Source organism: Flavobacterium sp. CAN_S2 (genome assembly GCF_015752255.1).
Taxonomy (GTDB): Bacteria; Bacteroidota; Bacteroidia; order Flavobacteriales; family Flavobacteriaceae; genus Flavobacterium.
Genome location: NZ_JADOVA010000001.1, coordinates 1,470,338 through 1,496,199, shown reverse-complemented (window position 1 = coordinate 1,496,199; position 25,862 = coordinate 1,470,338). Strand labels below are relative to the sequence as shown.

The 25,862-nt window shown below is 35.5% G+C and carries 20 protein-coding genes, 1 tRNA gene and 1 pseudogene; 9 read left to right on the top strand and 13 right to left on the bottom strand.

The annotated features are described in order from the left end of the window. Positions 1-49 precede the first annotated feature (49 nt). The 4 genes from IWX80_RS06715 to IWX80_RS06700 all read right to left on the bottom strand — a co-directional run bounded on the left by IWX80_RS06715 (position 50) and on the right by IWX80_RS06700 (position 3,197). Positions 50-136: transfer RNA gene (locus IWX80_RS06715), tRNA-Ser, on the bottom strand. A 61-nt stretch (positions 137-197) separates the two neighbouring features. Further along, a complete protein-coding gene (locus tag IWX80_RS06710; RefSeq protein WP_196852718.1) occupies positions 198-1,226 on the bottom strand; it encodes an asparaginase in 1,029 nt (342 codons plus the stop codon). Then, positions 1,216-2,352 (bottom strand): 1-acyl-sn-glycerol-3-phosphate acyltransferase, encoded by a 1,137-nt coding sequence (locus IWX80_RS06705; protein WP_121363892.1) that lies wholly within the window; start codon positions 2,350-2,352, stop codon positions 1,216-1,218. Before IWX80_RS06705 ends, IWX80_RS06710 begins: the two co-directional genes overlap by 11 nt. A 65-nt stretch (positions 2,353-2,417) precedes the next feature. After that, complete coding sequence (locus IWX80_RS06700) at positions 2,418-3,197, bottom strand: TatD family hydrolase (protein WP_196852717.1); 780 nt, start codon at positions 3,195-3,197, stop codon at positions 2,418-2,420. Between the two features lie 136 nt (positions 3,198-3,333). Between IWX80_RS06700 and IWX80_RS06695 the strand changes: the two genes are divergently transcribed. Then, a complete protein-coding gene (locus IWX80_RS06695) occupies positions 3,334-3,774 on the top strand; it encodes a retropepsin-like aspartic protease (RefSeq protein WP_196852716.1) in 441 nt (146 codons plus the stop codon). 76 nt (positions 3,775-3,850) lie between these two features. Here the strand turns inward: IWX80_RS06695 and IWX80_RS06690 are convergent, their stop codons facing one another. The 3 genes from IWX80_RS06690 to IWX80_RS06680 all read right to left on the bottom strand — a co-directional run bounded on the left by IWX80_RS06690 (position 3,851) and on the right by IWX80_RS06680 (position 11,241). Further along, positions 3,851-6,739 carry a T9SS type A sorting domain-containing protein gene (locus IWX80_RS06690; protein ID WP_196852715.1) on the bottom strand — a complete coding sequence of 963 codons (2,889 nt, stop codon included), beginning with the start codon at positions 6,737-6,739 and terminating at the stop codon, positions 3,851-3,853. Positions 6,740-7,144: 405 nt separating this feature from the next. Next, a complete protein-coding gene (odhB, locus tag IWX80_RS06685) occupies positions 7,145-8,383 on the bottom strand; it encodes a 2-oxoglutarate dehydrogenase complex dihydrolipoyllysine-residue succinyltransferase (RefSeq protein ID WP_196852714.1) in 1,239 nt (412 codons plus the stop codon). An 83-nt stretch (positions 8,384-8,466) separates the two neighbouring features. Beyond that, positions 8,467-11,241: a 2-oxoglutarate dehydrogenase E1 component gene (locus IWX80_RS06680; RefSeq protein ID WP_196852713.1), complete on the bottom strand. Its 2,775-nt coding sequence runs from the start codon at positions 11,239-11,241 to the stop codon at positions 8,467-8,469. 120 nt (positions 11,242-11,361) lie between these two features. Between IWX80_RS06680 and IWX80_RS06675 the strand changes: the two genes are divergently transcribed. Further along, positions 11,362-11,904 (top strand): hypothetical protein, encoded by a 543-nt coding sequence (locus IWX80_RS06675; protein WP_196852712.1) that lies wholly within the window; start codon positions 11,362-11,364, stop codon positions 11,902-11,904. An 8-nt stretch (positions 11,905-11,912) separates the two neighbouring features. After that, positions 11,913-13,244 (top strand): alkaline phosphatase D family protein, encoded by a 1,332-nt coding sequence (locus IWX80_RS06670; RefSeq protein ID WP_196852711.1) that lies wholly within the window; start codon positions 11,913-11,915, stop codon positions 13,242-13,244. On the opposite strand, the gene IWX80_RS06665 is transcribed toward IWX80_RS06670, so the two are convergent. Together IWX80_RS06665 and IWX80_RS06660 are read right to left on the bottom strand one after the other, a co-directional pair. After that, a complete protein-coding gene (locus tag IWX80_RS06665; RefSeq protein WP_196852710.1) occupies positions 13,245-13,595 on the bottom strand; it encodes a hypothetical protein in 351 nt (116 codons plus the stop codon). 157 nt (positions 13,596-13,752) lie between these two features. After that, entirely contained in the window at positions 13,753-14,727 is a 975-nt protein-coding gene (locus IWX80_RS06660) for a polyprenyl synthetase family protein (protein ID WP_196852709.1), read from the bottom strand. A gap of 210 nt (positions 14,728-14,937) precedes the next feature. Here IWX80_RS06660 and IWX80_RS06655 point away from each other — a divergent pair, with 210 nt between their 5' ends. The 5 genes from IWX80_RS06655 (at position 14,938) to IWX80_RS06635 (ending at position 21,871) form a co-directional block, all read left to right on the top strand. After that, a complete protein-coding gene (locus tag IWX80_RS06655) occupies positions 14,938-15,459 on the top strand; it encodes a YceI family protein (protein WP_196852708.1) in 522 nt (173 codons plus the stop codon). Positions 15,460-15,613: 154 nt separating this feature from the next. Then, complete coding sequence (locus IWX80_RS06650) at positions 15,614-16,210, top strand: TetR/AcrR family transcriptional regulator (protein WP_196852707.1); 597 nt, start codon at positions 15,614-15,616, stop codon at positions 16,208-16,210. Positions 16,211-16,212: 2 nt separating this feature from the next. Further along, positions 16,213-17,553 (top strand): TolC family protein, encoded by a 1,341-nt coding sequence (locus tag IWX80_RS06645; protein ID WP_196852706.1) that lies wholly within the window; start codon positions 16,213-16,215, stop codon positions 17,551-17,553. 5 nt (positions 17,554-17,558) lie between these two features. Beyond that, complete coding sequence (locus IWX80_RS06640; RefSeq protein WP_196852705.1) at positions 17,559-18,620, top strand: efflux RND transporter periplasmic adaptor subunit; 1,062 nt, start codon at positions 17,559-17,561, stop codon at positions 18,618-18,620. A 77-nt stretch (positions 18,621-18,697) separates the two neighbouring features. After that, a complete protein-coding gene (locus tag IWX80_RS06635; protein ID WP_196852704.1) occupies positions 18,698-21,871 on the top strand; it encodes an efflux RND transporter permease subunit in 3,174 nt (1,057 codons plus the stop codon). Between the two features lie 77 nt (positions 21,872-21,948). On the opposite strand, the gene IWX80_RS06630 is transcribed toward IWX80_RS06635, so the two are convergent. From IWX80_RS06630 to IWX80_RS06620, 4 genes and pseudogenes are all read right to left on the bottom strand, one after another. Continuing rightward, positions 21,949-22,761 carry a TlpA family protein disulfide reductase gene (locus IWX80_RS06630; protein WP_334682275.1) on the bottom strand — a complete coding sequence of 271 codons (813 nt, stop codon included), beginning with the start codon at positions 22,759-22,761 and terminating at the stop codon, positions 21,949-21,951. A gap of 260 nt (positions 22,762-23,021) precedes the next feature. After that, positions 23,022-23,462, bottom strand: coding sequence for a LexA family protein (locus tag IWX80_RS06625; protein ID WP_196852702.1), 441 nt, complete (start codon positions 23,460-23,462; stop codon positions 23,022-23,024). Beyond that, a complete protein-coding gene (locus tag IWX80_RS16965) occupies positions 23,453-23,599 on the bottom strand; it encodes a DUF4113 domain-containing protein (protein ID WP_334682290.1) in 147 nt (48 codons plus the stop codon). Before IWX80_RS16965 ends, IWX80_RS06625 begins: the two co-directional genes overlap by 10 nt. Positions 23,600-23,653: 54 nt before the next feature. After that, a pseudogene (locus tag IWX80_RS06620) lies at positions 23,654-24,727 on the bottom strand (Y-family DNA polymerase); the annotation flags it as partial. Positions 24,728-25,119: 392 nt separating this feature from the next. On the opposite strand from IWX80_RS06620, the gene IWX80_RS06615 reads away from it, so the two are divergent. Then, the gene (locus tag IWX80_RS06615; RefSeq protein ID WP_196852701.1) at positions 25,120-25,782 is read left to right on the top strand and encodes a hypothetical protein; all 663 of its coding nucleotides are present in this window, start codon (positions 25,120-25,122) and stop codon (positions 25,780-25,782) included. The last annotated feature ends 80 nt before the right edge of the window (positions 25,783-25,862 follow it).

The following is a 25,862-nucleotide window of genomic DNA, read 5'->3' as shown; positions in this document are numbered from 1 at the left end:
AAGCTATAAAACAAAAAATGCTCCCCTTTCGGAAAGCATTAATTTTTTGCAGAGAGGATGGGATTCGAACCCACGATGCAGTTACCCACATACTAGCTTTCCAGGCTAGCTCCTTCAACCACTCGGACACCTCTCTATTTTATTTGAGGTTGCAAATAACAATAAAAAAAATGAGTTAGAAAAGTAAAATCGAACTATTATGCTATTTCTCCTCGCAAAGAAGTTTCAAAAATAGTTTTGAAATCTTTTTGATCTATTTTTTGGCCTAACAAATACATTAATTTAGTAATTGCAGCTTCAGTTGTGATGTCTTTTCCAGAAATAACTCCAATTTCCTTCATGCCTGTGCTCGTTTCATACTGTCCCATACTCACGCTTCCACCGGAGCATTGAGTAACATTGACAATGTGTAAACCTGCGGTAATTGCTTTTCTTAATAGGTTTAAAAACCAATCCTCCGTTGGTGCATTTCCCGCTCCGTACGTTTCTAAAACAATCCCTTTGAGATTTGGAATATCAAAAATCGCTGCCAAAACTGCTTCGCTAATCCCTGGAAACATTTTTATAATCGCAACATTGTTATCTAAATTTTTATGAACCTTGAATTCTTCATTTTCACTTTTAGCCAGGAATAATTCTGGATTCAATTTCAAATGCACACCAGATTCTACTAACTCAGGATAATTTGGAGAGGTAAATGCTTTAAAATGTTCCGCATTTATCTTTGTAGTCCTGTTCCCTCGGTATAATTTGTATTCAAAATAAAGACATACCTCACTGATAACTGGTTCATCATTGTTTCGCAAAGATGCAATTTGAATGGCAGTAATTAAGTTTTCTTTGGCGTCCGTACGTAAATCCCCTATTGGTAATTGAGATCCGGTAAAAATCACGGGTTTAGATAAATTTTCGAGCATAAAACTCAACGCCGATGCCGAATACGACATCGTGTCTGACCCGTGAAGCACCACAAATCCGTCGAATGAAGTGTAATTATCCTCAATAATGGTCGCAATTTTAGCCCATTTTTCAGGATTCATGTTCGAGGAATCAATTGGATTTTCGAAAGAAATAGTTTCGATTTCACAATCTAATTGTTTTAATTCCGGAATGCGCTGCAACAATTTACTAAAATTGAAAGCTTTGAGCGCTCCCGTCTCAAAATCCTTTCTCATACCGATGGTTCCTCCGGTATAGATTAAAAGTATTTTGGCTTTATACAACATCGTGGTATTTTAATTTATTGACAACCGGATTGGCATACATCGCTAGAAAACCGTCTAAAGCAACCGGATTATCATGATCAATTCGCATTTCAAGTCTGCGCTCGAATAATGATTTTTCATTTTCGGTATATAAATGTGAGAAACGATTAGTCTTATTTACAATATCAAAGGCGATGAAATTTGTTGGCCACAATTTATAATTGCTCAATATGGCATCGTCAATGACTTGTGCCAAAGCAACAATTTGCTTATTGGAACTGTCATTTTCAGTTTTGATGGCTTCAATTTCTGTATCTAAAACTTTGCCTACATGAATGTGGATTCTTTTCTTTTGTCCCAAAGCACCGCTAAGAATCGTCATGAAATCTTCATTTTTCTCTTTAACGTACACTTCATTATTGGCTTCAGCCATTAATTGAGGCATTTTCAAAGCATCAGTAGGATCGTATTCGTATGAAATAGAAACCGGTACAATTTTTATCTTTTTGAAATAATCCATCAGGTTTTTTTCATCAGAACCCATTCCAAGCATTTTTAAAACACCAGGATTGGTCTCATCATTACCGTCTTTTGTTCTTCCTTCGCGTTGCGCAATCCAAACGGAACGGTTTTCATGAAGCAATAAATTCCCAATATATTCTGCCAATAGCTTTGAACTTTGCAGCATTTCCCTTGGCGTTAAGCCACGTTGCACCAGAAAGTTCCGATTCAGTTTTGCTAATGTATTCAAAAAAGCTTTTTTGACTAAATTATCGCCAATCGCTGAAGCAGTCATAACTAAACCGTGCTCAAACAAAGCCGTGTTCAGCAACGTAGTATCTAAAAGAATATCGCGATGATTGGATATAAATAAGTAAGAAGTATTAGGTTCTAAGTTTTCAAAACCGGAAGTGGTCAATCCTTCAGAGCTTTTCTCGAGCACTTTTTGTACCGATTTGTAAATGAAATTACACTGAAAATCACGAATAGAATGCGTTTTGCGAAGTTGTTCTTTCCAAACTTCATCCGCAACATCCGGGAAAGTAAAATTCATCAATGCTTTCATCATTGGATGATTAACTACATTATGAAGTGCTTCGTTTATTTCGGAATCATAAAATGGCCGAATAGCGTCAAATTTCTGCATTTTGGTTCTCAATTTTTGTGTGGGCAAATGAACAAAAAAAATATCAAAATAAGGTAAATTCTACTTTAAATCCCAAAAATAGCTTTAGAATTCTCTGTGGTGACTCCCGCAATTTCATTTGCCGAAAGGCTATAAATTTGCGCTAACTTATCTACTACATTAACAATATAACTACTTTCGTTTCTTTTCCCTCGAAAAGGAACCGGAGCTAAATAGGGAGAATCTGTTTCCAGAACTATGTGTTCTAAATCAATTTGGTTCAGGAACTGGTCTATTTTTCCATTTTTAAAAGTCACTACACCGCCTATTCCCAACTTCATGTTATATGAAATCGCTTGTAAAGCCTGCTCATAAGTTCCTGTGAAACAATGAAAAATACCAAACAATTCCGGTGATTTTTCTTCCTCCAAAATTTCAAAGATTTCATCAAAAGCTTCTCGGCAATGAATCACAATGGGTAATTTGTACTGTTTCGCTAATTGTATTTGCCTTTTGAAAGCGATTTGTTGCTGTGGCAAATGGGTTTTATCCCAATATAAATCGATTCCTATTTCGCCAACCGCATAGAATTTTCTTTTGGCTAATTCATTTTCTACATGTTGCAATTCCTCCAGATAATTGTCTTTTACATACGTTGGATGCAAACCCATCATCAAAAAAACATTTTCAGGATGATTTTTCTCCAATTCATACATTGATTCCGTGCAAGTAGAATCGATTGCGGGAATAAAAAAACGCGAAACACCGGCATCAATAGCGCGTTGTATCATTTCGTTTCTATCTTGATCAAATTCTTCTGAGTATAAATGGGTATGCGTATCGGTAATTGTACTATTTGTTTCCAAGTGTAAAGTTTAAGTGTACAAAATTACAAGAATAATAGTTGTTGAAAAAATGGTTTTAAAAAGATTCGTTGGATTCGTTCCATAACTCCATGTATCTTTGTAAATTGAAAAATTTAGGGAAATAAATTCCGCATCAATGAAGAACCTACACGAAATCCTTAAAAAGGAAAATTACAGAAAAGTAAAATTTAAAATTACTAAAACACAGCATCTTTTGATAAAAGCAAAAATCAATGGTGTTTCAGGGAATTTTATTCTGGATACAGGAGCATCAAACAGTTGTGTAGGATTTGAAAGTGTCGATTTATTTTTATTGGAAGCAAAAAAATCAAAGACAAAAGCCGCTGGTGCAGGTGCCACCGGAATGTTTACCCAACTGGCTTTAAAAAATCAATTGCAGCTTGGTTCGTGGAAAGATTCAAATTTTGAGATTGTTATTTTTGATTTGTCTCATGTAAATGAAGCGCTAACACAGCACAAAGCAAAACCTGTTCATGGAATTATAGGTGCTGATATTTTGATGAAAGGAAAAGCAATTGTAGATTATTACAATCATTATTTGTATTTGCTGAAATAAAACAATCTTATCCAATAATAAAAAAGAGCGTATCGAAAATCGATACGCTCTGCTTCTACTACAAACCTAAACAAATTTAATCCTTTATCATTTTAGTGATTGTCACTTTTCCATCCACTGTTGTTTTAACAATATAAACTCCTTTTTGAAGCTCACTGGTTTGAATGGTTGTGGAATTACTTTTTGGACTTTTAACTAAAACTTCCTGACCTAAAATATTATAAACGCTAACTTTATCTATTGCGCTATTAGCTTCAATTGTCATGTAATTAGTAACTGGATTTGGATACATCACAACTTTTGAAGTTTCAAAATTAGCAACGCCTAAGTTAGAAACTGTTTTACTGAAATAAACATTGTCAATATATACAGTTCCTGCAGGCGCTCCTGATAACACTAATTGGGCAATATGTCCTTTGGTTGTTAAGCCTGTAAACTCTGACAAAGGAATATCATAACTGTTCCAACCTGATAATGTCGGCGTACGCGTCACTTCAAACTCAACATCATCGCCGCCTTGATACGCACCATTTGCCCCAAAATCAACTAATTTAACTCTGAACGCTGTTAAATCTGGTGTCCAAATATCAATATGAAAATACAACATTGGCGTTGCGTCTATTGTACCAGTTACATCTACTCCAAAATAACTCAAATTAGTATATTTTTTAGTGTCATTTCCAGCAATTTGCATGTCTGTCAAAGTACTTCCTACTGACCAGTCCGTTCTCCACGTCGTAACAGGAACATTTGTATACGCGTTACTAAACATGGAAATAACATTAGATGCGGAAACTGTAGGTGTTGGTGCAGCAACAGTTGGTTCAGTTGGTGACACTACCACAGTTGATTTATAAAAGTAAAAGTTATCTAAATAAACTGTTGTACCGATAGGAACAGACGACAAACTCATTTGAAAAACAGTGGCGAAGTTTATCCCAGGAAAATTGGCGGCGTTCAAAGCCATGTCAAAACTATTCCAACCTGCAGCGATTGTCAACGTTACTCCAGCTTCAACAGGACCTTGATTGATAAGATTAATTTTTACCGAAGTTGCACTTGAAGACCATAAATCTACATGCATCGTTGTCATATCAGAAAGATCAAAAACTTCTGTACTAGGTAAAGTAATCCCTTGATAGTTGAAATTTGCTAATTTTCTTGTGTTGTTGCCTGCAATAAGCTCATCAGTAACATCTGTGGATTGACTCCAACATTTACACCAGTCGCCTGCTTTATAAACAGCATAAGCATCGCTAAATAAGGATTTCACATCCGCAGCTACTCTTGTTGGAGGAGTTGGTGCGGCTACACTTGGAGATGTTGCAGCAACTGGAGTCGCAGTTTTTGCAGAAAACGTAATATTATCTACGTAGCAAACATGATCTGCCGTTCTTGTTGTCCCTTCAGGAATGAAATCAGGAAATACAATAATTTGATCAATTCCTGTAGAAACTCCTTCCCCTATTTTTCCAGCAAAGTTAAATGTCAGTTCTTCCCACTCATTTATTTTAGTATTAGTAACCGTGATTTCACCTGTAGAACCGCCATCAGGGCGTGCCAACTTAATACCTACTTTACTGATTACATCTTTGTACACCATCATTTTAATCGTACTGTTGGTTTCATTTAACGTAAATGTTCCAATGCCGTTAGTACCCGAAGCATGAGCAGTTTCAAAACCAGTATACCAAGCGCCTGCAACTAAAGCAGTAAATTTAGCTGCTGTATTTGAGGTGTTAATTCCTGTTTTATTAGGATTTGCTGCTAACAACGAAGCTGTTGAACCTCCCGATGGATTATCAAAAGAAGTCAAAGTCCAAGTAGATCCATATTCGCCAGTTTCAAAAGTAACGGGTGCATAAGGAGCGGCAGCTGGCGGTGCAACTATCGCAACCTTATTGAAATAAACATTATCTATAAAAATTGTTCCTGCAGAACCCGAGAAAACAAACTGTGCAATATGCGCTTTAGTTGTCAAACCGGTAAATTCAGAAAGCGGAATCTCTAAACTGTTCCAACCACTCAAAGTTAAGGCACGAGTGATTTCAAACTCTTTATCGTCACCGCCTTGATAAGCTCCGTCAGCTCCAAAATCGACTATTTTGATTTTAATTGTTGTCACATCAGGCGTCCAAACATCAACATGAAAATTAAGCATTGACGAAGCATCAATTTTATTAGCTTCAGTGATAACTCCAAAATAACTCAGGTCTGTATACTTTTTAGTATCATTTCCAGCAATTTGAACATCTGACAAAACGTTTCCTGATTGTCCCCAATCTGCTCGCCAATTATCAACTGGAACGTTTGTATACGCATTGCTAAATAAAGATATAACATCTGCAGCAGCTAGAGAAGGAGTTGGTGCGGCAACAGTTGGTGTAGTTGCAGCTGGTTTGGCTGAAAAAGTCACGTTGTCAAAATAATTGGTGGTTTCCGCAGTTCTCTCATTAAAATCTAAAAAGAATATGATCTGATCAATGTTAATAGTTTCGAATAATCCTATTTTTCCTGAAAAATCAAAAGTTAGTTCTTCCCATTCATTGATTTTGATGTTAGGCACTTTAATTTCCTGTTGTGCACCACCATTAGCTATTGCAAATTTGATACCCACATCGCTAATAACTGATTTGTAGACCATTATTTTGACAATGCTGTTGGAAGCACTCAAGGTAAAAGTTCCAATGCCATTGACTCCCGAACCATGGGCTGTCTCAAATCCTGCATACGGTGCCGCTTTCGAGTCAGAGCTTCCTGCTACAAATTTCCCAACCGTTGCTGAATTATTGATTCCGCCTGGGAATGGATTGGAGACTTTAGAATAACCGGCTCCAGTTCCATTTTCAAAAGTGTTAAACGACCATGTCGAACCGAATTCTCCGTTCTCAAAGGTAACTGGTGCATTTTGTGAAAATCCTGTTGAAAAAACCAACAGAAAAATAAATAAAGTAAAGTTCTTCATAATTTTGAGGTATTAGTTATTCTCAAATTTATGAATGTATTGTGTTGTGATTTAAAATGATACCTATCTAAAAACTATACAACTCGATAAAGAAATTTCACAGATGTAAACATCCAAAAATATTACTATAACTGGGACTTAACTTTATTTTATGAAGTATAAGAAAAGAAGCGCTACAGTATCAAAATCCGTAATGTTGTGGTAATGTTATGGTAAATCCCCAAAACAAATTATCTTTTTTTATATAAAATATAATTAATTACACAATTAAAAACCACAATCGTAATAAAAGACACAAATAAATACAAATTTACAAACTACAAATTCCTCAACAAAAAAATCCCGCCTTGTTTCAGAAACAAGGCGGGACTAAAATATGTATTTGTAAAGCTAATAAAACCAATTTTACAACTCTAAAGCTTTTTTAGGATTGTTATCCATCAATAATTCCATTGGGTTTTCTAATGCTTCTTTTACCGCTACCAAGAATCCAACAGACTCACGTCCATCAATAATTCTGTGATCATAAGAAAGTGCTACATACATCATTGGGTGAATTTCCACTTTTCCGTTTACAGCAATTGGACGCTCGATAATGTTGTGCATTCCAAGAATTCCTGATTGTGGAGGATTGATAATTGGTGTACTTAACATACTTCCAAAAACACCACCGTTAGTAATCGTGAACGTTCCTCCAGTCATATCATCCACTGTGATCTGACCATCACGCGCTTTGATTGCTAATCTTTTAATATCAGCTTCAACTCCACGGAAAGTCAAATTCTCTGCATTACGAACTACAGGAACCATTAATCCTTTTGGTCCTGAAACTGCAATTGAAATATCGCAAAAATCGAAAGCAATCTTATGATCACCATCCATCATTGAGTTTACATCCGGGAATAATTTTAATGCCCTGGTTACTGCTTTAGTAAAGAAAGACATGTATCCTAAACCAATTCCGCCATGTTTTGCTTTGAACGCATCTTTGTATTCATTACGCAAAGTGTTAATTGGCGTCATGTTTACTTCGTTGAAAGTAGTCAACATTGCTGTTTCGTTTTTAGCGGCAACTAATCTCTCAGCCACTTTACGACGCAACATCGATAACTTAGTACGCTCTGATCCACGAGAACCACCTGTAGGCGTTCCCATTGAAGGCACTGCATTTACGGCATCATCTTTAGTGATTCTTCCGTCTTTTCCTGTTCCTGTTATAGAAGCTGGCGCTATATTTTTCTCGTCTAATATTTTTCTTGCTGCTGGAGATGGAGTTCCTGAAGCATAAGTCGCTGCTGGAGCTGCTGCTATCGGTGCCGCTTTTGGCACTTCTGCTTTAACTTCTGCTTTTGCTGCTTCAACTGTTTTTACAGCTTCAGCAACTGGCGCATCACCTGCTGGTTTTGCTCCGTCCGTATCTATGTGGCAAACTACTGCTCCTACCGCAACTGCATCGCCTTCTTCTGCTTTTAAAGTAATGATTCCGCTTGCTTCTGCTGGCAATTCTAAGGTTGCTTTATCAGAATCAACCTCAGCAATTGCTTGGTCTTTTTCTACATAATCTCCGTCTTTTACCAACCAAGTTGCAATTTCAACTTCCTTTATAGATTCCCCTGGTGATGGGACTTTCATTTCTAAAATCATCTTTTTTTTGTTTAAGGTTTGAATTGTTTAAAGTTCAAAATCACCCGAGAGCAACTTTAAACCTTAAACTTTAAACTATTTTTTTATCTGTATAAATTTTTATCAAAAACCATTCGTAAAGCATCAGCCTGACGGCGTTTTGCTCTTGTATAACTTCCTGCCGCTGGAGCTGCGTATGCTTTTAGGGACGCCAATCTCCATTTTACTAAATCGAAATTCATCAACATAAAGCTGTACGCGCCCATGTTTTTTGGCTCTTCTTGTGCCCAAACATAATCATCAGCGTTTGGATATTTAGCAATAATTTCTTTTAATTGTTCCACTGGCAATGGGAATAATTGTTCGATTCTAACAACCGCAACATCATTTCTACCCAGATTTTCTCTTTCGGCGGTGATGTCATAATAGAATTTTCCGGTACAAAAAACTAGTGTTTTCACCTCGTCTTTATTCACTGTTTCATCATCGAATGTTTCTTGGAAACTACCTGTTGCAAATTCTTCAATTGAAGAAACTACTCTTGGATCACGCAACAAACTCTTTGGTGTAAACACAATAAGTGGTTTACGGAAAGTCGTTTTCATTTGTCTTCTCAACAAGTGAAAGAAGTTGGCAGGCGTTGTACAATCCGCAACATACATATTATGTCTGGCGCAAAGTTGTAAATAACGCTCCATTCTGGCTGATGAATGCTCTGCTCCTTGTCCTTCATATCCGTGAGGCAACAATAAAACAATTCCGTTCTGGTTGTTCCATTTATCTTCTCCACAAGAAATGTATTGGTCAATCATAATTTGGGCTCCATTACTGAAATCTCCAAACTGTGCTTCCCAAATGGTTAATGTATTTGGGTTTGCCAAAGCATATCCGTAATCAAATCCTAAAACACCATATTCAGACAAAAGAGAATTGTAAATATTGAATTTCCCGGTTGCTCCTTCTAAATTACTCAATAAAGTAACTTCTTCTTCTGAATCTTCCACTTTTACAACGGCGTGACGGTGAGAGAATGTCCCACGCTCCACATCCTGTCCGGAAATACGAACATCGTATCCTTCTTTTAAAAGTGAACCATACGCTAAATGTTCGGCCATAGCCCAATCCAACTTATTCGTTTCGAAAAACATTGTTTTTCTATCGTTGATCAGTTTTTGAATTTTGCTTATGAATTTTTTATCTGTTGGCAAGTTACAAATTACATTTGCTACCTCAGTAAGTCCTTCTTTTGGGAAAGTAGTGTCTACTTTTTTAAGCATTTCAACATCAGAAACCTGCTCAAAACCTTTCCACTCATTTTTCATGAACGGGGTAATAATAGTCAAATCTTTTTTACGGGATTCTTCTAAGTTAATTTCAAGGTTTGATTTGTATTCTTGCTCCAATCCTTTTACAAAAGTGTTGTCAATTACTCCATCAGCAAGTAATTTCTCCATGTAAATATCTCTTGGATTTTTGTGCTTAGCAATAATTTTATACAATACTGGCTGTGTAAAACGTGGCTCATCACCTTCGTTATGTCCGTATTTTCTATATCCTAATAAATCGATAAAAACGTCACGTCCAAATTGCATTCTGAAATCCAACGCAAATGACATTGCGTGAACAACAGCTTCAGCATCATCCGCATTTACGTGCAATACTGGCGAAAGTGTTACTTTGGCAACATCCGTACAATAAGTTGATGAACGCGCATCAAGATAATTAGTCGTAAAACCAACTTGATTATTGATTACAATATGGATTGTTCCTCCGGTTTTATAACCGTCCAATTGCGCCATTTGTACAATTTCATACAAAATTCCCTGACCTGCAATTGCAGCATCCCCGTGAACGGCGATTGGTAATACTTTAGAGAAATCGTCCGGGAAATATTTGTCTTGTTTCGCTCTTGTAATTCCTTCGATTACTGCACCTACAGTTTCAAGGTGCGAAGGATTTGGAGCCAAATTGATATTGATTTTTTTACCGGTGCTAGTAACTTTATCAGCGGTAAGTCCTAAATGGTATTTTACGTCTCCGTCAAAATATTCCTGGTCATAATCCTTACCATCAAACTCTCCAAAAATGTCCTGGGTTGATTTGCCAAAAATATTTGCCAAAACATTCAAACGGCCACGGTGTGCCATTCCCATAACAAATTGCTCTACTCCTTTTTCGGCTGCTTTTTCAATTAAAGCATCCAAAGCCGGTATGATTGATTCTCCACCTTCAAGAGAAAAACGTTTTTGACCTACATATTTAGTATGCAAAAAGTTTTCAAAAGAAACAGCTTGGTTTAATTTATTCAGAATCGATTTCTTTTCTTCCAAAGAAAATTTAGGTTGGTTGTCATTGACACCTAACTTCTTCTGAATCCACTCCACCACTTCCGGTTTACGGATATACATATATTCCACCCCAATGTGCTGGCAATATATAGTATCTAGGTGTGTGATGATTTCCTGAAGCGTACAAGGCTGAATATTAATCACCTTAGCGGCATCAAAAACAGTATTCAAATCTGCTGATGAAAGTCCGAAATTTGTGATTTCAAGTGTTGGCGATGTTGTACGTCTTTCTCGAACCGGGTTTGTTTTAGTGAACAAATGACCGCGAGAACGATATCCATCTATTAATTTTAATACGTTGAATTCTTTTTGAAGCTTTTCAGAGACCAAACTTACATCCGTATTATTAGAGGCAAAATTTGCTATTTGTTCCACAGGGTTTTCCTCATTGTAAGTCGTCATTCCAAAGTCGAAACCCTGAAAAAAACTTCTCCAACTTGGCTCTACGCTATCTGGATTCTCTAAATATTGATCGTATAATTGTGCGAAAAATTCTGTGTGTGCTGCGTTTAAAAATGAAAACCTATCCATAATATTTAGTGAATATACCTTTTTTGTTAAAATAGTTTGGCAAAAGTACGATAATACAATAAATTTATAATTTATTTTAAGATACTTTTACATTGAATATTGTTAAAAAACCAAAAACTTATGACAAAGAATTGCTTTTTGAATGATTCCAAAAATTTTTTGGCGCTAATTGCTTTGTTTTTTTCAAGCTGCGTATTTGCGCAACAAAATGATATGCAACCAGAAATGGAAAATCAGTTTTGGCGAAATGTACAATTTGGAGGTGGAATCGGATTAGGTTTTGGTTCTGGCTACACTGATATTTCTTTGGCACCAAGCGCCATTTACAATTTCAATGAATATGTAGCTTTAGGTGTTGGCGCGCAATATAAATATTTAAAACAAAAGAATTATTATGCTTCTCATTTGTATGGCGGTAGCGTCATAGGTCTTTTTAATCCGATACCTGAAATCCAACTTTCGGCTGAACTGGAACAATTAAGAGTAAATGTAAATCTGGATGGATCCAATACTAATTCACAAGATTATTGGAATACGGGATTGTTTATTGGAGCCGGTTACCGTTCCGGAAATGCTACTATTGGCGGACGATACAATGTTTTGACAGACAAAAACAACATTTACGGCAGTGCCTTTATGCCTTTTATCAGAGTTTATTTTTAAAATTAATCATGAAAAAAACTTTTCAACTCCTATTTATTTTTTTTGCAACCTACAGTTTTGCACAAAATAGCCTTTTGCAATCCGGTCCCATGGTAGGGTATTGCGAAATGACAGAAGCGGTGATTTGGGTACAAACCAGCAAAAAAGCTTCCGTAAAAATAGCTTATTTTGACATTGACAATCCTGCTAAAATATTATATTCAGACGTTTACTCGTCCTCGAAAGAGATTGGCTTTACGCATCATATCATTCTAGACCAATTAAGTCCCGGAAAAAAATACATGTATGATGTTTTCATAGATGACAAAAAAATCATCTTGCCGTACGAGACTTCTTTTTCATCAAAAAAACTTTGGGAATGGCGCGAAGATGCACCCGATTTTACCGTAGCGGTTGGGAGTTGCTCTTATTTTAATGAGCCACCACTGGATCGGCCTGGCAAAGCATATGGAAGCGAAAATGTAATCTTTGAAAGTATAGTTAAAAAGAATCCTGATATTATGATTTGGAGTGGTGACAATATCTATCTTAGAGAAGCCGATTGGGATAGTAAAACCGGAATTTATCACAGGTATACGCATTCCCGATCTATAAAAGCAATCCAACCTTTACTCGCAAAAACTCAAAATTTTGCTATCTGGGATGATCATGATTTTGGACCAGATGATAGCGACGGCAGTTTTTACAACAAATTCCTAACTCAAAAAGCATTCAAGGACTTCTGGGCAAATAAAAGCTACGGCATGCATCCAGAACAAAACGAAGGCATTTATTCAACATTTAGCTGGGGTGATGCGCAATTCTTTCTATTGGATGACCGCTATTTCAAAACTCCAAACAACAGGATTACTGGTGAAAGAACAATATTAGGTAACACACAGTTAGAATGGCTGATTAACGCATTAAGTTTTTCAAAAGCCAGTTTCAAAATAATTGTAATTGGTGGCCAAGTATTAAATTCAGTCGCTGAAAAAGAGAATTATAGCAATTACTCCAAAGAGAAAGAAAAATTACTGCAAGAAATTCTCAATAATAAAATCAAAGGTGTTTTGTTTATAAGCGGCGACAGACATTTTACAGAGCTCTCTGAACTTCCACGAGAGAACACTTATCCTTTGTTTGACTGGACTGTTTCACCGTTAACTTCCGGTGTCGCTTCTGAAAAAGTGTGGAAGGAAAACAATATTTACAGAACAAAAGGCAGCTTGATTGCACAGCATAATTTTGGAACAATTTCCTTCTTAGGTTCCAAAGAAAACCGCCAAATGAAGCTTACTATTTTTGATGCTAAAGGAAATGAATTGTGGAATAAAACAATCTTAAGAAAGGATTTGGAATAATTAATATTTATTCCTAAACCATACTTTTTGCCATTCTCTTTTCAAAATCAAAAAGGCAACTTGCTCAGCGAGAATTACTAAATCAGAACCGTCGAGTTTTTTTATTTCTTCTTCGGAAACATCAATTATGTACAGTAAATTCAGGTATTCAGCAAATTTGTATTGAATGAGTCGGTAGATTTTTTCATGCAATTCCAACTTCAATTGCTCTGGAGAAATAGACAGGGGAAAATCAATGGCTTCATTAGCCAAATTGAAATCCTTATTCATTTGTTCGATTAATTTCAAATATAAGTTTTCACCTTCGGCTTCAATAAGTAGTAAATCGGTATTTTTTGGAACTATAAACATTTGATTTCAGATTATTGATTAACGAATTTAGATTTTTGATTTTAAGAAACTGCTCTAAATGTTTGATTTTTTTGAATTATACTGATTTTTGAAATAAACCATTATTTACCCGAAGTAAAACTTCTGCGATCAAAAATCGTTAATCTGCAATCAAAATCTAAACTTTTCTTCCCATTAAGTTTTCACCAAAAGCCTTCAACATTTCTTTTTTCTCTGTGCTGATATTCATTTTATCCAAAGTTTGAAAAGCTTTGAACGTAAAATCCTGGATTGCATCCTGAGTTGCCTTTGAAGCACCAGAACTATTAAACAGCGCTTTTACACGTTCTATTTTATTGGTATTATCTTCTGGTTGAATCGAAAATAAGCTTTTCAATTCTTGGGCTTCTTCTTCATTTGAAAATGCAACCGCTTTGAGATACAAATAGGTTTTTTTGTTTTCAATTATATCACCGCCCACTTGTTTTCCAAAGGTTTCCGGATTGCCAAAAGCATCCAGAAAATCATCCTGCAACTGGAAGGCTAATCCTAAATTTAATCCGAAATCATAAATTAAATTGGCATTTTCAACAGAAGTTTCCGCAATAATCGCCCCCATTTTCATCGCTGCCGCAACTAAAACCGCTGTTTTATATTGAATCATTTTCAAATATTCCGCAATAGTTACATCGGTGCGCTCTTCAAAATCAACATCCCATTGTTGCCCTTCACAAACTTCGAGCGCTGTTTTGCTGAACAACTTTGCTAAATCCCTAAATATAATAGGCTCGTATTGTTCGAAATATTGGTACGCTAAAATTAACATTGCGTCGCCTGACAAAATTCCGGTGTTTAAATTCCATTTTTCATGCACGGTTTCATGTCCTCTGCGCAAAGGAGCATCATCCATAATATCATCATGTACCAACGAGAAATTATGAAAAACTTCGACAGCCAGAGCAGCAGGAAGCGCTTTTTTGTAATCTGCATCAAAAACCTCCGCACTCATTAAAGTAAGCACCGGACGCATTCTTTTTCCGCCAAGATCTAAAATATAATGTATAGGCTCATATAAATTTCTAGGTTCTTTGGTTTCATATTGTGATTGCAAATAATCCGAAAGGAACTCCTGATACTGATAAATGGTATGCATAAAATAAATTTTTGGCTAATTTACAGTATTCAATTTGCATTACAAACTCCGTTTCATTATCAAATGTTAAATAAATCAAAATACATTGGAAACTGTTTTGGTATTCAAAGTTTCCATCTTACATTTGCACTCGAATTTAACAATTCAAATCCTTACTTACTTTTTTAAATGATTGCGAAATCAATTAAATTTTAATACACCCGATGAATTATGAAAACTAAATGGACAATTGACTCCAACCAATCTGATGTTCTGATTAAAATGAGGCATTCAATTATTGCTTATTTAGCGGGAACCATCAACAAATTCAACGGGCATATCGATATTGAAAACAATGAAATTGAAGACGCCTCGATCGAATTTTCTTTGGATGTAAACAATAAGGATGGAAAACTGGAGCAAATTGACACGCATTTAAAAATGAATGACCTCTTTGATGTCACTGAATATCCTATTATTAGTTTTAAGTCAACTTCATTCGAAAAAGTAAATAAAAACATCAATTTCTTGAAAGGGAATTTGACTATCAAAAACATTACAAAAGTCGTGGAATTAGATGCGGAATTCATCGGAATAAATGCTTACAATGGCGATCAGAAAGCAGCATTTGAAATAACAGGTAAAATCAACCGTAAAGATTTCGGACTAACCTTTAATTCTTTCAATCAAGCCAGTGGCTTGGCTTTGGGACAAGATATCAAACTGATTGCTAATCTTGAATTTACGGTTTAACTAATCAATTTAAACTAAATGTTAAATAATTACAAATTAAAAGGAAACTATTTCAGTGTTCAAAGTTTCCTTTATACATTTGCACTCGATTTGATTAGTCCGCCTTTACAATAGAACTTAATTAAAACATACTGAACCTATTTCAGCATAAAAGATGAAAGAAAAAATTATAAATAAAGCAAAAGATATGTTTTTGAGACTTGGTTTCAAAAGCATAACAATGGATGATATTGCCGGTGAAATGTGTATATCAAAGAAAACAATTTATAAATATTTTGCCAATAAGGAATTGTTGATACACGAAAGCACACAAGTACTCCACAAGGAAGTGCATGAAATTATTTCTGGAATTATTTCTAAAAAATACAACGCCATTGAGGAGCACTTCCAGATTAGAAAAATGTTTGCTGATATGTTTAAGTCTGGCGAAACATCCCCAATATATCAACTAAAAAAATATTATCCGGAAGTTTATGAAACAGCCTTAGAAAATCAGATTGCAATTTGTGAAAGTTGTTTCAAACAAAACATTGAAAAAGGAATTGCTCAAGGTTTGTACAGAGAAGACATCAATATTGACGTCTATGTTAAACTTTATTACGCTTTGATTTTTACCATTAATGAAAATACCCGTTCCGAAAGAGAGGCTGCGACCTTAGAAATGGAAGCACTGGAATACCACACCCGAGCAATGGCAACAGAAAAGGGAATTGCCGAATTAGAAAAAAACTTACTTAACCCAATTACATAACAATGAAAAAAACAATTCTTTTTATAATCTTAACATTTACTCTTGGCGTCAATGCCCAAGTAGTAAGAACACTTACGCTCAAAGAGGCAATAAATTACGCTTTGGAAAACAAAGCCGATGCCAAAAAAGCAAAACTGCAAGTGGAAAACAGCGAATACCAAATTCAGGAAGTCCGCTCCAGAGCATTGCCACAAATATCGGCAAACGGAAATTTGACTTACAATCCTGTAATTCAAACTACTGTAATTGATGGAGCTGGATTTGGACAACCAGGAACAACTATTCAGGCCGCTTTTGGTCAAAAATGGGTTTCAACAGCAGGTGTTTCTTTGACTCAAGCAATTTTCGACCAAACGGTTTTTACCGGTTTGAAGGCGGCAAAATCTACTAGAGAATTTTACCAAATCAACAACCAGTTGAGCGAAGAACAAGTAATTGAACGCGTAGCCAATAATTATTACCAGGTTTATGTACAAAGACAAAAACTGACAGTTATTGATAGTACGTACAAAAATACGAATAAAGTAAAAGACATTATCAAAGGGCAATTTGACAACGGATTAGCTAAGAAAATTGATTTGGATCGAATCTTAGTGAAGATTTCAAACATCAATACGCAACGTCAACAAGTGTTGAATGCGGTTCAAATTCAGGAAAATGCATTGAAATTTTACATGGGAATGCCTATAGAAACGCAAATTGAGATACCACAAACTGCATTTGAAGTGGGACCACAAGCACTCTCGGAAATTCCAAATACAGCTAACAGAACGGAATATTTGCTTTTGAAGAAACAAGAACAACTTTTATTTTATCAAAAAAAGGCTGTTGAAGCTTCGTATTACCCAACATTATCATTAAACGCCGGATACAATTATATTGGTCAAGGTCCTGTTATGCCTATTGGAGGAAAACCTGCTGATGGAGTTTATTGGTCAGATTTCTCCTCAATTGGATTGAATTTGAAAGTGCCAATTTTTACTGGTTTTGGTACTCGTGCCAAAGTAAGACAAGCCGATATTGAAATTAGAACGGTTCAAGAAGATTTAGTTGATACCAAATTAGCGCTTGATCTGGCTTTCGCCAATGCAAAAACGCAAATTGACAACAGTTTAACTACCATCAACAATCAAAAAGAGAATGCACAATTAGCCAAAGAAGTTTTAGACAACACCAGAAATAATTATATTCAAGGATTAGCTTCTTTAACTGACTTATTGGATGCTGAAAACTCTTTGACGGAAGCACAAAACAACTACACATCGGCCGTACTGGAATACAAACTGGCAGAAATACAATTAATCAAATCAAAAGGAGAATTAAAATCACTTATAAATAACTAACTAAAATGAAAAAAAACATACTAATCGTTGTAGCAATCGTAGCCAGTTTAGGCATTATCGGATATGTATTAATGAATAACAAAAAGGAAAACGAAGCAAAAACTGCTATTGTAGCGGAGAAAAATGCTAGCATTTCAGTAAAAGTAGCAACAGTAAAAACCGAAGAAGTTTCTCTTGATTTTGTAGCCAATGGAAATTTTGCACCACTACAAGAATTAAGCTTTTCTGCTGAGAAGCCAGGAAGAGTAGTTCGTGTTTTAGTTGATGAAGGGGACAGAGTGCGAATTGGTCAAACACTGGCAATTGTAAGAAGCGAACAAATCACAGCTGATTTACAAACCGCACAAGCATCCTATCAAAATGCTTTGACAGACTACAGTCGTTTTGAAAATGCTTTCAAAACTGGAGGTGTGACTAAACAACAATTAGATCAGGCAAAATTAAATTTGGTAACTTCAAAATCAAGATTACAACAAGCAAGAGTTAATATTGGTGATACGAATATCAAAGCGACAATCAACGGAATTGTGAACAAAAAGTACATTGAACCAGGATCTGTTCTTGGTGCCGGAACACAATTGTTTGACATTGTTAATGTTTCTAAATTGAAACTAAAGGTCAATGTCAATGAAAATCAGGTTGCAGGTTTAAAAGTAGGAACTACCATTTCTGTAAAAGCGAGTGTGTACCCAGATGCAACATTCTCAGGGAAAATCTCATTCATAGCCCCAAAATCGGATGCGAGTTTGAACTTTCCTGTAGAAATAGAAATTGCTAATAATGCAGCAAATGATTTGAAAGCAGGAATGTACGGAACTGCTGAATTTTCTGCAAATCAAGGAAAACAATCGTTGATGGTTGTTCCTAGAAATGCTTTCGTAGGAAGTGTGAGCAGCAATGAAATATTTGTAATCGAAAACGGAACTGCTAAACTGAAAACGGTTACTGCAGGAAGAATTCTTGGTGATAAAGTAGAAGTTTTAAACGGACTTTCAGAGGGTGAAACTGTAATTGTTACCGGTCAAATCAACCTTCAAGACGGATCTAAAGTGGATATTATTAAATAGTCGAAAATCATAAAGCCAAAGGTCGAAAGTAGAAAACTTTATGTCCTTACAACTTTAAGATATAAAAACATAAATATATGAAATTAGCAGAAATATCCATAAAACGTCCTTCCTTAGTCATCGTATTATTTACGATACTAACTTTAGGAGGATTGTTTAGTTACAGCCAATTAGGCTACGAATTGATTCCAAAATTTGAAACTAACGTAATTTCGATTGCAACTGTATATCCTGGTGCATCACCTAGTGAGGTCGAAAATACCGTTACCAAAAAAATTGAAGACGCGATTTCCTCTTTAGAAAACATCAAGAAGATCGACTCTAAATCCTTTGAAAGTTTATCTTCGGTGTCTATAACATTGACATCAAATGCTGATGTTAATATTTCGATGAACGATGCGCAGCGAAAGATAAATGCCATCATCAATGACTTACCGGATGACGCTCAGGCGCCTTCATTAAATAAGTTTTCGTTGAGCGATTTACCAATTATGACCATTGGTGCCAACGGAAAAATGGACGAAGTTGAATTTTATGACTTAGTTGATAAAAAATTAGCGCCCGTATTATCTCGTGTACAAGGAGTCGCACAAGTAAACATTACCGGTGGACAAGAAAGAGAAATTCAAGTCAATCTTGATGCTGTAAAAATGCAAGCCTACGGACTTTCGGTACCGCAAGTGCAACAAAACATTTTATCCTCCAACTTGGATTTCCCAACCGGAAATATTCAAACCCGTGAGCAAAAAATATTAATCCGTTTAGCCGGAAAATATAAGAATGTTGAAGAGTTAAGAAACTTAATTGTTTCTTCTAAAAACGGAATCCAAGTTCGTTTAGGCGAAATCGCTGATGTTCAAGACACACAAAAAATCACTGAAAAAGTAGCTCGTGTAAATCAGAAAAGTGCTATTATTTTGCAAATCATAAAACAGTCCGATGCTAATGCGGTTGCGGTGAGTGAAGAGTTGGTGAAAACAATTGCTAAACTAGAAGCGGAGTACAAAACGACTGAATTAAAACTAGAAATCGCAAAAGACAGCACTGTATTTACACTTGAAGCTGCTGATGCCGTGGTACATGATTTACTTATTGCAGTACTTTTAGTAGCATTTGTAATGTTGTTTTTCTTACACAGTATTCGAAACTCATTGATTGTAATGGTTTCTATTCCAGCTTCGTTAATTGCTACTTTTATTGGAATTTATTTAATGGGATACACCTTGAACTTAATGAGTTTATTAGGACTGTCTCTCGTTGTTGGTATTCTTGTGGATGATGCTATTGTGGTTCTGGAGAATATATACAGGCATATGGAAATGGGCAAAAACAAAGTTCGTGCTGCCTATGATGGTACGGCCGAAATTGGTGGAACTGTGGTATCGATTACGCTTGTAATCGTGGTTGTGTTTTTACCAATTGCATTGAGTTCTGGACTAGTTTCTAATATTATTACGCAGTTTTGTGTAACGGTAATTATATCTACTTTACTATCATTAGTGGCATCATTTACTATTATTCCTTGGTTATCATCTAGATACGGAAAATTAGAACATATTGAAGGTAAAAACCTTTTCGGAAGAATCATCCTTGGTTTTGAAAGTTATTTAACGCGTTTCATCAACTGGATTTCTGGATTATTGACTTGGAGTTTAGACCATTACAAAACAACACTAGCTATTGTTTTAGTTATCTTTTTCAGCTCAATTGCATTGGTTCCTGCAGGATTTATTGGTGGTGAATTCTTTGCAGCATCAGACAGTGGTGAGTTTTTAGTTCAAATCGAAATGCCAAAAGATGCCTCGCTAGAACAAACTAACTTCATGACACAAAAAGCTGAAGCTTTTTTAGAGAATGAAGCTTTTGTCGAAAGCCAGTTTACTATTGTGGGTCAAACCAGTGGTGGGCTTGGAGCTTCGCAAGCAACTGCATACAAATCAGAAATTAACGTGAAAATGGTCCAATTAGACCAACGCGATGAACCTGCAAATGTTTACGCTGCAAAAACCAAACGTAAATTAGAAAAACTATTAGTTGGTGCAAAAGTTAAAACCGTTCCGGTAGGTATTTTAGGAACGGCTGAAGATGCTACTTTAGGGCTTATTGTAACGGGTCCAGATGTAGCAAGTGCCATGAAATTTGCCATTGCAGCTGAAAAAGAATTGCGTACTATTCCAGGGGCAACAGAAATAGAATTATCTGTGGAAGATGGAAATCCTGAAGTAAACGTAAAAGTAGACAGAGATAAAATGGCCGCACTTGGTTTGAGTTTACAAACAGTTGGTATAACGATGCAAACGGCTTTTAGCGGGAATACTGACGGACGTTTTAGAGCTGGGGAATACGAATATGACATCAATATTAAATACAATGCTTTCGATAGAAAAAGTATTGCTGATGTAAGCAACTTAATTTTCATCAATGACATGGGTCAACAAATCAAGTTAAATCAATTTGCAACCGTTACGGAAGGTTCTGGTCCAAGCCAATTGGAACGTAGGGACAAAACGGCATCTGTAACAGTAAAAGGGCAAAACGTGGGAGTTGCTTCTGGAACAATTGTTGCGCAATGGCAAGAAAAAATAGATCAACTAAAAAAACCTACCGGTGTCAACTACATTTGGGGTGGTGATCAAGAAAACCAGTCAGAAGGTTTTGGAACATTAGGAATTGCTTTATTAGCTGCTATTATCTTGGTTTACCTTGTAATGGTTTCCTTATACGACAGTTTTGTGCATCCATTCGTAGTATTATTTGCTATTCCGCTTTCGTTCATTGGAGCATTACTAGCACTAGCATTAACGAATAACACCTTGAACATCTTTACGATTCTTGGAGTCATCATGCTTATTGGTCTGGTATGTAAGAATGCGATCATGCTTGTGGATTACACCAACCAACGTAGAGCAGCTGGTGAAACCATTAGAACCGCTTTAATTCAAGCGAATCATGCGCGTCTTCGTCCAATTTTAATGACAACAATTGCGATGGTTTTTGGTATGTTCCCAATTGCATTAGCTGCTGGAGCTGGAGCCGAATGGAAAAATGGTTTGGCATGGGTAATTATTGGTGGATTAATAAGTTCATTATTCCTAACCTTAATTGTCGTTCCAGTAATTTACGAAATCATGGAGAAATTGATTGCTAAATTCAGTAAAGGAGAAAAAGTTGATTATGAAGCGGAAATGGTTGCTGATTATGACCGTATCGAACTAAGTGAAGATGGTTTTAATCCAAAACATACGGTTTAGGAATATTAGAAATTGGGTTAAAAAAAAAGGCTGTTCGAAAAGTATTTTTCGAACAGCCTTTTTTTATATAAAAACTCTTAATTCAAAAAAGTTCCTATTTCTTCATTAAATTTCGGAGAAGATGGCCTTGCTGCATCTGCTTTAACAACTTTTCCGTTTGGATCTATCAAAATAAATCTTGGAATAGATTTAATTCCGTAAGCTTTTATAAAATCTGAATTCCAATCGTTATCCGCAAAAAGCTGAACACCGCCTAATTCTTTTTTATTAACCATCGTTTTCCACTTATCTAAATCTTTTAATTTATCAATTGAAATACTTATAAAAACTATATTTTTATTACGATAAAGTTCTTCTGCTTCTTTTATAAAAGGAACCTCAGCGATACAAGGACCACACCAAGTAGCCCAAATATCTAAATAGACATACTTCCCTTTAAAATCCTCCAATTTTGTTTTTCCACCTTTATAATTATCATAATCAAATGATGGAGAAACGGAACCGTTTAATTTATTATTCTCAAATACTTGGTTATAATAACTGGTTAAACCAAGTATCGAACTTTCAATGTCCTTTTTTTGAAGTGCTTGAAAATTAAGGTCTAAATTTTTATTTTCTAAACGCGCAAAACCAGATTTTTTTTTATCATCCACTAATCTTTTAAAAGTCTCCTGATCTGAAGCTAAAAGAGAAGTGTAATCATATTTAGCATCCAAAAGCAAGCTTTGTACCATGTAATTGTTTTCGACTGCTCCTTTACCAGAAAACACCATAGATTCATCAAATTTTTGAGCATCGATTTTAAGTTTTAAATCAAACCCATTTTTGATAAATATTTTAGCGTATTCCTTACCGTCATAAAGCATGTAAATCCCTTCAGCAATACTCAAGGTATCTTTAAAAATTCCCTCCTTATTGATTACTATCGTTTTGAGCAATTTTCCATTTTGTCTGTTACGAATAAAAATAGAATCCGTGTTTCTATTGGATATTTCAGCCTGAAAAGACATTTTCGATTTCATCTGAGCAATACCGTTAGAAAAGCAAAAAAATGCGAATACGATACAAAATAATTTTGTCATAAAACTGTGGTTTAAATATTGTTAATCAAATCTAATTTAATAATTCCAATTCGAAATAAAAGATATAATTATAATTTTTTAATCACATACGTCACAATTCCCCAAATGATCAATTGGTTTTCTTCGGTAACTTTTATAGGAGCATAATCTGGATTTTCGGGCATCAGATACAAACAATCTTTCTCAACTTGTATGCGTTTCACCGTAAACTCTCCGTCGATAAAACAAATTGCAATTTTATTGTTTTGCGGTTCCAAGCTTCTATCAACCACGAGAACATCTTTGTCACTGATTCCGGCATCAATCATGGAATTTCCTTTGACTTTTATATAAAATGTAGCCAGTGGATTTTCACTCAATTGTTTGTTCAAATCAATGCTCATTTCCATAAAATCAGCTGCCGGCGATGGAAATCCCGCTGAAACACCTTCGCTGATGAAAGGAATTCGCAATTCACTTTCAAAATCAGGCAGAAAAAAAGTCAGTTTTTGATCTTTGTTTATTGACATTTGATTTCGAGTATATCTTTAAAATTAGTGGTGTATTTAGGTGACAAATGCTTCTGATTCATGTTCCAGGTCAAACTTAAATTTTGGGTAGCCAACTTCACTTTCTTGTCACCAATTTTTTTATTCAGGCCGTCCATTACTTTCATCAACAGCAAATGTTTTGGATTTTCTTCATCAAACAACTGCAGCTGTTTTTTGTTTTCATCAATCAATTCAGTGACAATAACGCCCGCTTTCTTGAATTTTAAATGCTCATTTCCTTGATGCAGTTTTTTCAACATCGAGATCGCGGCATTTGAAATTGTCAACGTAGAATTTGATGCATACGGCAATGTAACCGCCATGTTAAAATAATATTTGGAGGTTTTCACCGTATGTTTATCCACCACAAGCATTACAATAATGGTATGACAGCAGGAATTTTGTTTTCGCAATTTCTCAGCGCAAACCGAAGCAAAAGTAGCAACACGTTCCCGCAACAAATCAAAATCAGCAATTTGTTTTGGAAAACTTCTGGTTGTGGCAATACTTTTCTTTTGGTCAACAATAGGCTCTAAATCCAAGACTGATTTTCCTTCGAGTTCGTATTTTAAACGCATACCAATCACGCCCATTTCTTTTTTGATCCAAGCTTCGTGTTGCGGTGCAGTAAAATCTAAAGCAGTCACAATATTTTTGGCTTTCATCTTTTTATTCATTCGGTAGCCAATGCCCCAAACGTCTTCAATCTTTGTCCATTTCAAGGCTTTGATTCGTTTTTCTTCGCTATCAATAACGTAAACACCTTTCGTTCTGTCTTGGAATTTCTTAGCAATTTTGTTGGCTACTTTTGACAATGCTTTGGTTTCGGCAAAGCCAATGCAAACGGGAATTCCTACCCATTTTTGAACACGGGTTTTCATTTGGATTCCATAATCATGATAATCGGAAATCGTTAAACCATCAAAATTCAGGAACGCTTCGTCAATGCTGTAAATTTCTAGATTTGGTGTAAACTGACCTAAAATTGCCATCACGCGATTGCTCAAATCACCATACAACGCATAATTTGAAGAAAATACTTATACATTTTTCTCTTTTACCAATTCCTTAATCTGGAATGCTGGCGCACCCATAGGAATCCCAACCGCTTTCGCTTCATTACTTCTGGAAATTACACACCCGTCGTTATTTGACAAAATCGCAACCGGTTTCCCGTTGAATTTCGGCTGAAAAACACGTTCGCAGGAAGCGTAAAAATTGTTACAATCGACTAATGCATACATGCTGCAAAATTACTCAATATCAGTTGAAGCGAGTTCGTAACATAAGTTAATTTTAAGCACTGTTGATAAGTAGTTTTCATACTAAAAGTTTTTAAAAACAAGATAATTTCTCTTTTATTGGAAATATTTCGTCGCTAAAACAGCAAGGAAAAGTATAAAACGAACCTTCTATTCTATTAAAAAAATCTTAATATATCGTATTTAATAAAATTATTTTTCAATTATAATACATTGATTTTAAATTATTTAAACCCTTAAAAACAACATTCACTCTCAAAACACAAGACCGTGATTCAAAATTTTGGCATACTACTTGAATATCCTAAATCAAATAACACAAAAAGCGAAAGCCGAAAAGCTTAAGAGTAGGCAAAATTCAAAATAACTGTATCATGAAAAAAATTACCCTTTTAGTTGCTAGTATCTTCATATTTGGAGGTAGTATAGCGAACGCAGCAGAAAAAATCGATTTTTCTGTAGAAAGAAGATCTCCGGTAGATTTTAGAGACGCCGACCCAATTGTGTTCACAGAACGTGGAATTGAGTTCTTCGTATTCCCTGACGGACAATTAGATTTTAATACACGCCCTACAACAGGTCGAGATATGTATTACATATCAACCCGAAAAAATAGTGTCAATAAAACATTTGGCGCTCCAGGAAATGTTCGAAATGGGAATTATGGTGTAAAAGTGGAACACGACAATATGGGTCGAGTAAGACAAGTTGGGAATGTGTTCATCAATTATGATGTGAATGACAGAGTAAAAAGAATTGGCTCTGTTTACATGACCTACAACCGTTTTGCATTAGAAAAAGTAGGTGGATTAGAAATTATCTACAACCGTCGTGGTCAAATTGTTGATACTTTTGGTACCGTAAAAGGAGGTAAAGCATACCAATATGGACAAAACAGTTTTGGCAACAATGATTTTGGCAACAACCAAAACTCAAATGACGACGATTACTACTATTACAAATCAAATGGCACAAAAGCCAAAATTGAAAAAACTAAAGTAGTTGATAATGCTGTCATTGTATTAAATAGAAGATAATTATTTGGTTTGGAATGATTGGTTTGAAAATTCCCGTTGGTATTCGTATCAGCGGGTTTTTTGTTTGAAAAGAGTCTGCA

Excerpts from the sequence above, each read along its gene's own strand:
- odhB (WP_196852714.1), bottom strand. The coding sequence starts at position 8,383 with ATGATTTTAGAAATGAAAGTCCCATCACCAGGGGAATCTATAAAGGAA.
- IWX80_RS16965 (WP_334682290.1), bottom strand. The coding sequence starts at position 23,599 with ATGGACGGCCTGAATAAAAAAATTGGTGACAAGAAAGTGAAGTTGGCT.
- IWX80_RS06650 (WP_196852707.1), top strand. The coding sequence starts at position 15,614 with ATGAAAGAAAAAATTATAAATAAAGCAAAAGATATGTTTTTGAGACTT.
- IWX80_RS06660 (WP_196852709.1), bottom strand. The coding sequence starts at position 14,727 with ATGCATACCATTTATCAGTATCAGGAGTTCCTTTCGGATTATTTGCAA.
- IWX80_RS06705 (WP_121363892.1), bottom strand. The coding sequence starts at position 2,352 with ATGCAGAAATTTGACGCTATTCGGCCATTTTATGATTCCGAAATAAAC.
- IWX80_RS06640 (WP_196852705.1), top strand. The coding sequence starts at position 17,559 with ATGAAAAAAAACATACTAATCGTTGTAGCAATCGTAGCCAGTTTAGGC.
- IWX80_RS06695 (WP_196852716.1), top strand. The coding sequence starts at position 3,334 with ATGAAGAACCTACACGAAATCCTTAAAAAGGAAAATTACAGAAAAGTA.
- IWX80_RS06665 (WP_196852710.1), bottom strand. The coding sequence starts at position 13,595 with ATGTTTATAGTTCCAAAAAATACCGATTTACTACTTATTGAAGCCGAA.
- IWX80_RS06645 (WP_196852706.1), top strand. The coding sequence starts at position 16,213 with ATGAAAAAAACAATTCTTTTTATAATCTTAACATTTACTCTTGGCGTC.
- IWX80_RS06690 (WP_196852715.1), bottom strand. The coding sequence starts at position 6,739 with ATGAAGAACTTTACTTTATTTATTTTTCTGTTGGTTTTTTCAACAGGA.
- IWX80_RS06710 (WP_196852718.1), bottom strand. The coding sequence starts at position 1,226 with ATGTTGTATAAAGCCAAAATACTTTTAATCTATACCGGAGGAACCATC.
- IWX80_RS06680 (WP_196852713.1), bottom strand. The coding sequence starts at position 11,241 with ATGGATAGGTTTTCATTTTTAAACGCAGCACACACAGAATTTTTCGCA.
- IWX80_RS06615 (WP_196852701.1), top strand. The coding sequence starts at position 25,120 with ATGAAAAAAATTACCCTTTTAGTTGCTAGTATCTTCATATTTGGAGGT.
- IWX80_RS06635 (WP_196852704.1), top strand. The coding sequence starts at position 18,698 with ATGAAATTAGCAGAAATATCCATAAAACGTCCTTCCTTAGTCATCGTA.
- IWX80_RS06670 (WP_196852711.1), top strand. The coding sequence starts at position 11,913 with ATGAAAAAAACTTTTCAACTCCTATTTATTTTTTTTGCAACCTACAGT.
- IWX80_RS06655 (WP_196852708.1), top strand. The coding sequence starts at position 14,938 with ATGAAAACTAAATGGACAATTGACTCCAACCAATCTGATGTTCTGATT.
- IWX80_RS06625 (WP_196852702.1), bottom strand. The coding sequence starts at position 23,462 with ATGTCAATAAACAAAGATCAAAAACTGACTTTTTTTCTGCCTGATTTT.
- IWX80_RS06675 (WP_196852712.1), top strand. The coding sequence starts at position 11,362 with ATGACAAAGAATTGCTTTTTGAATGATTCCAAAAATTTTTTGGCGCTA.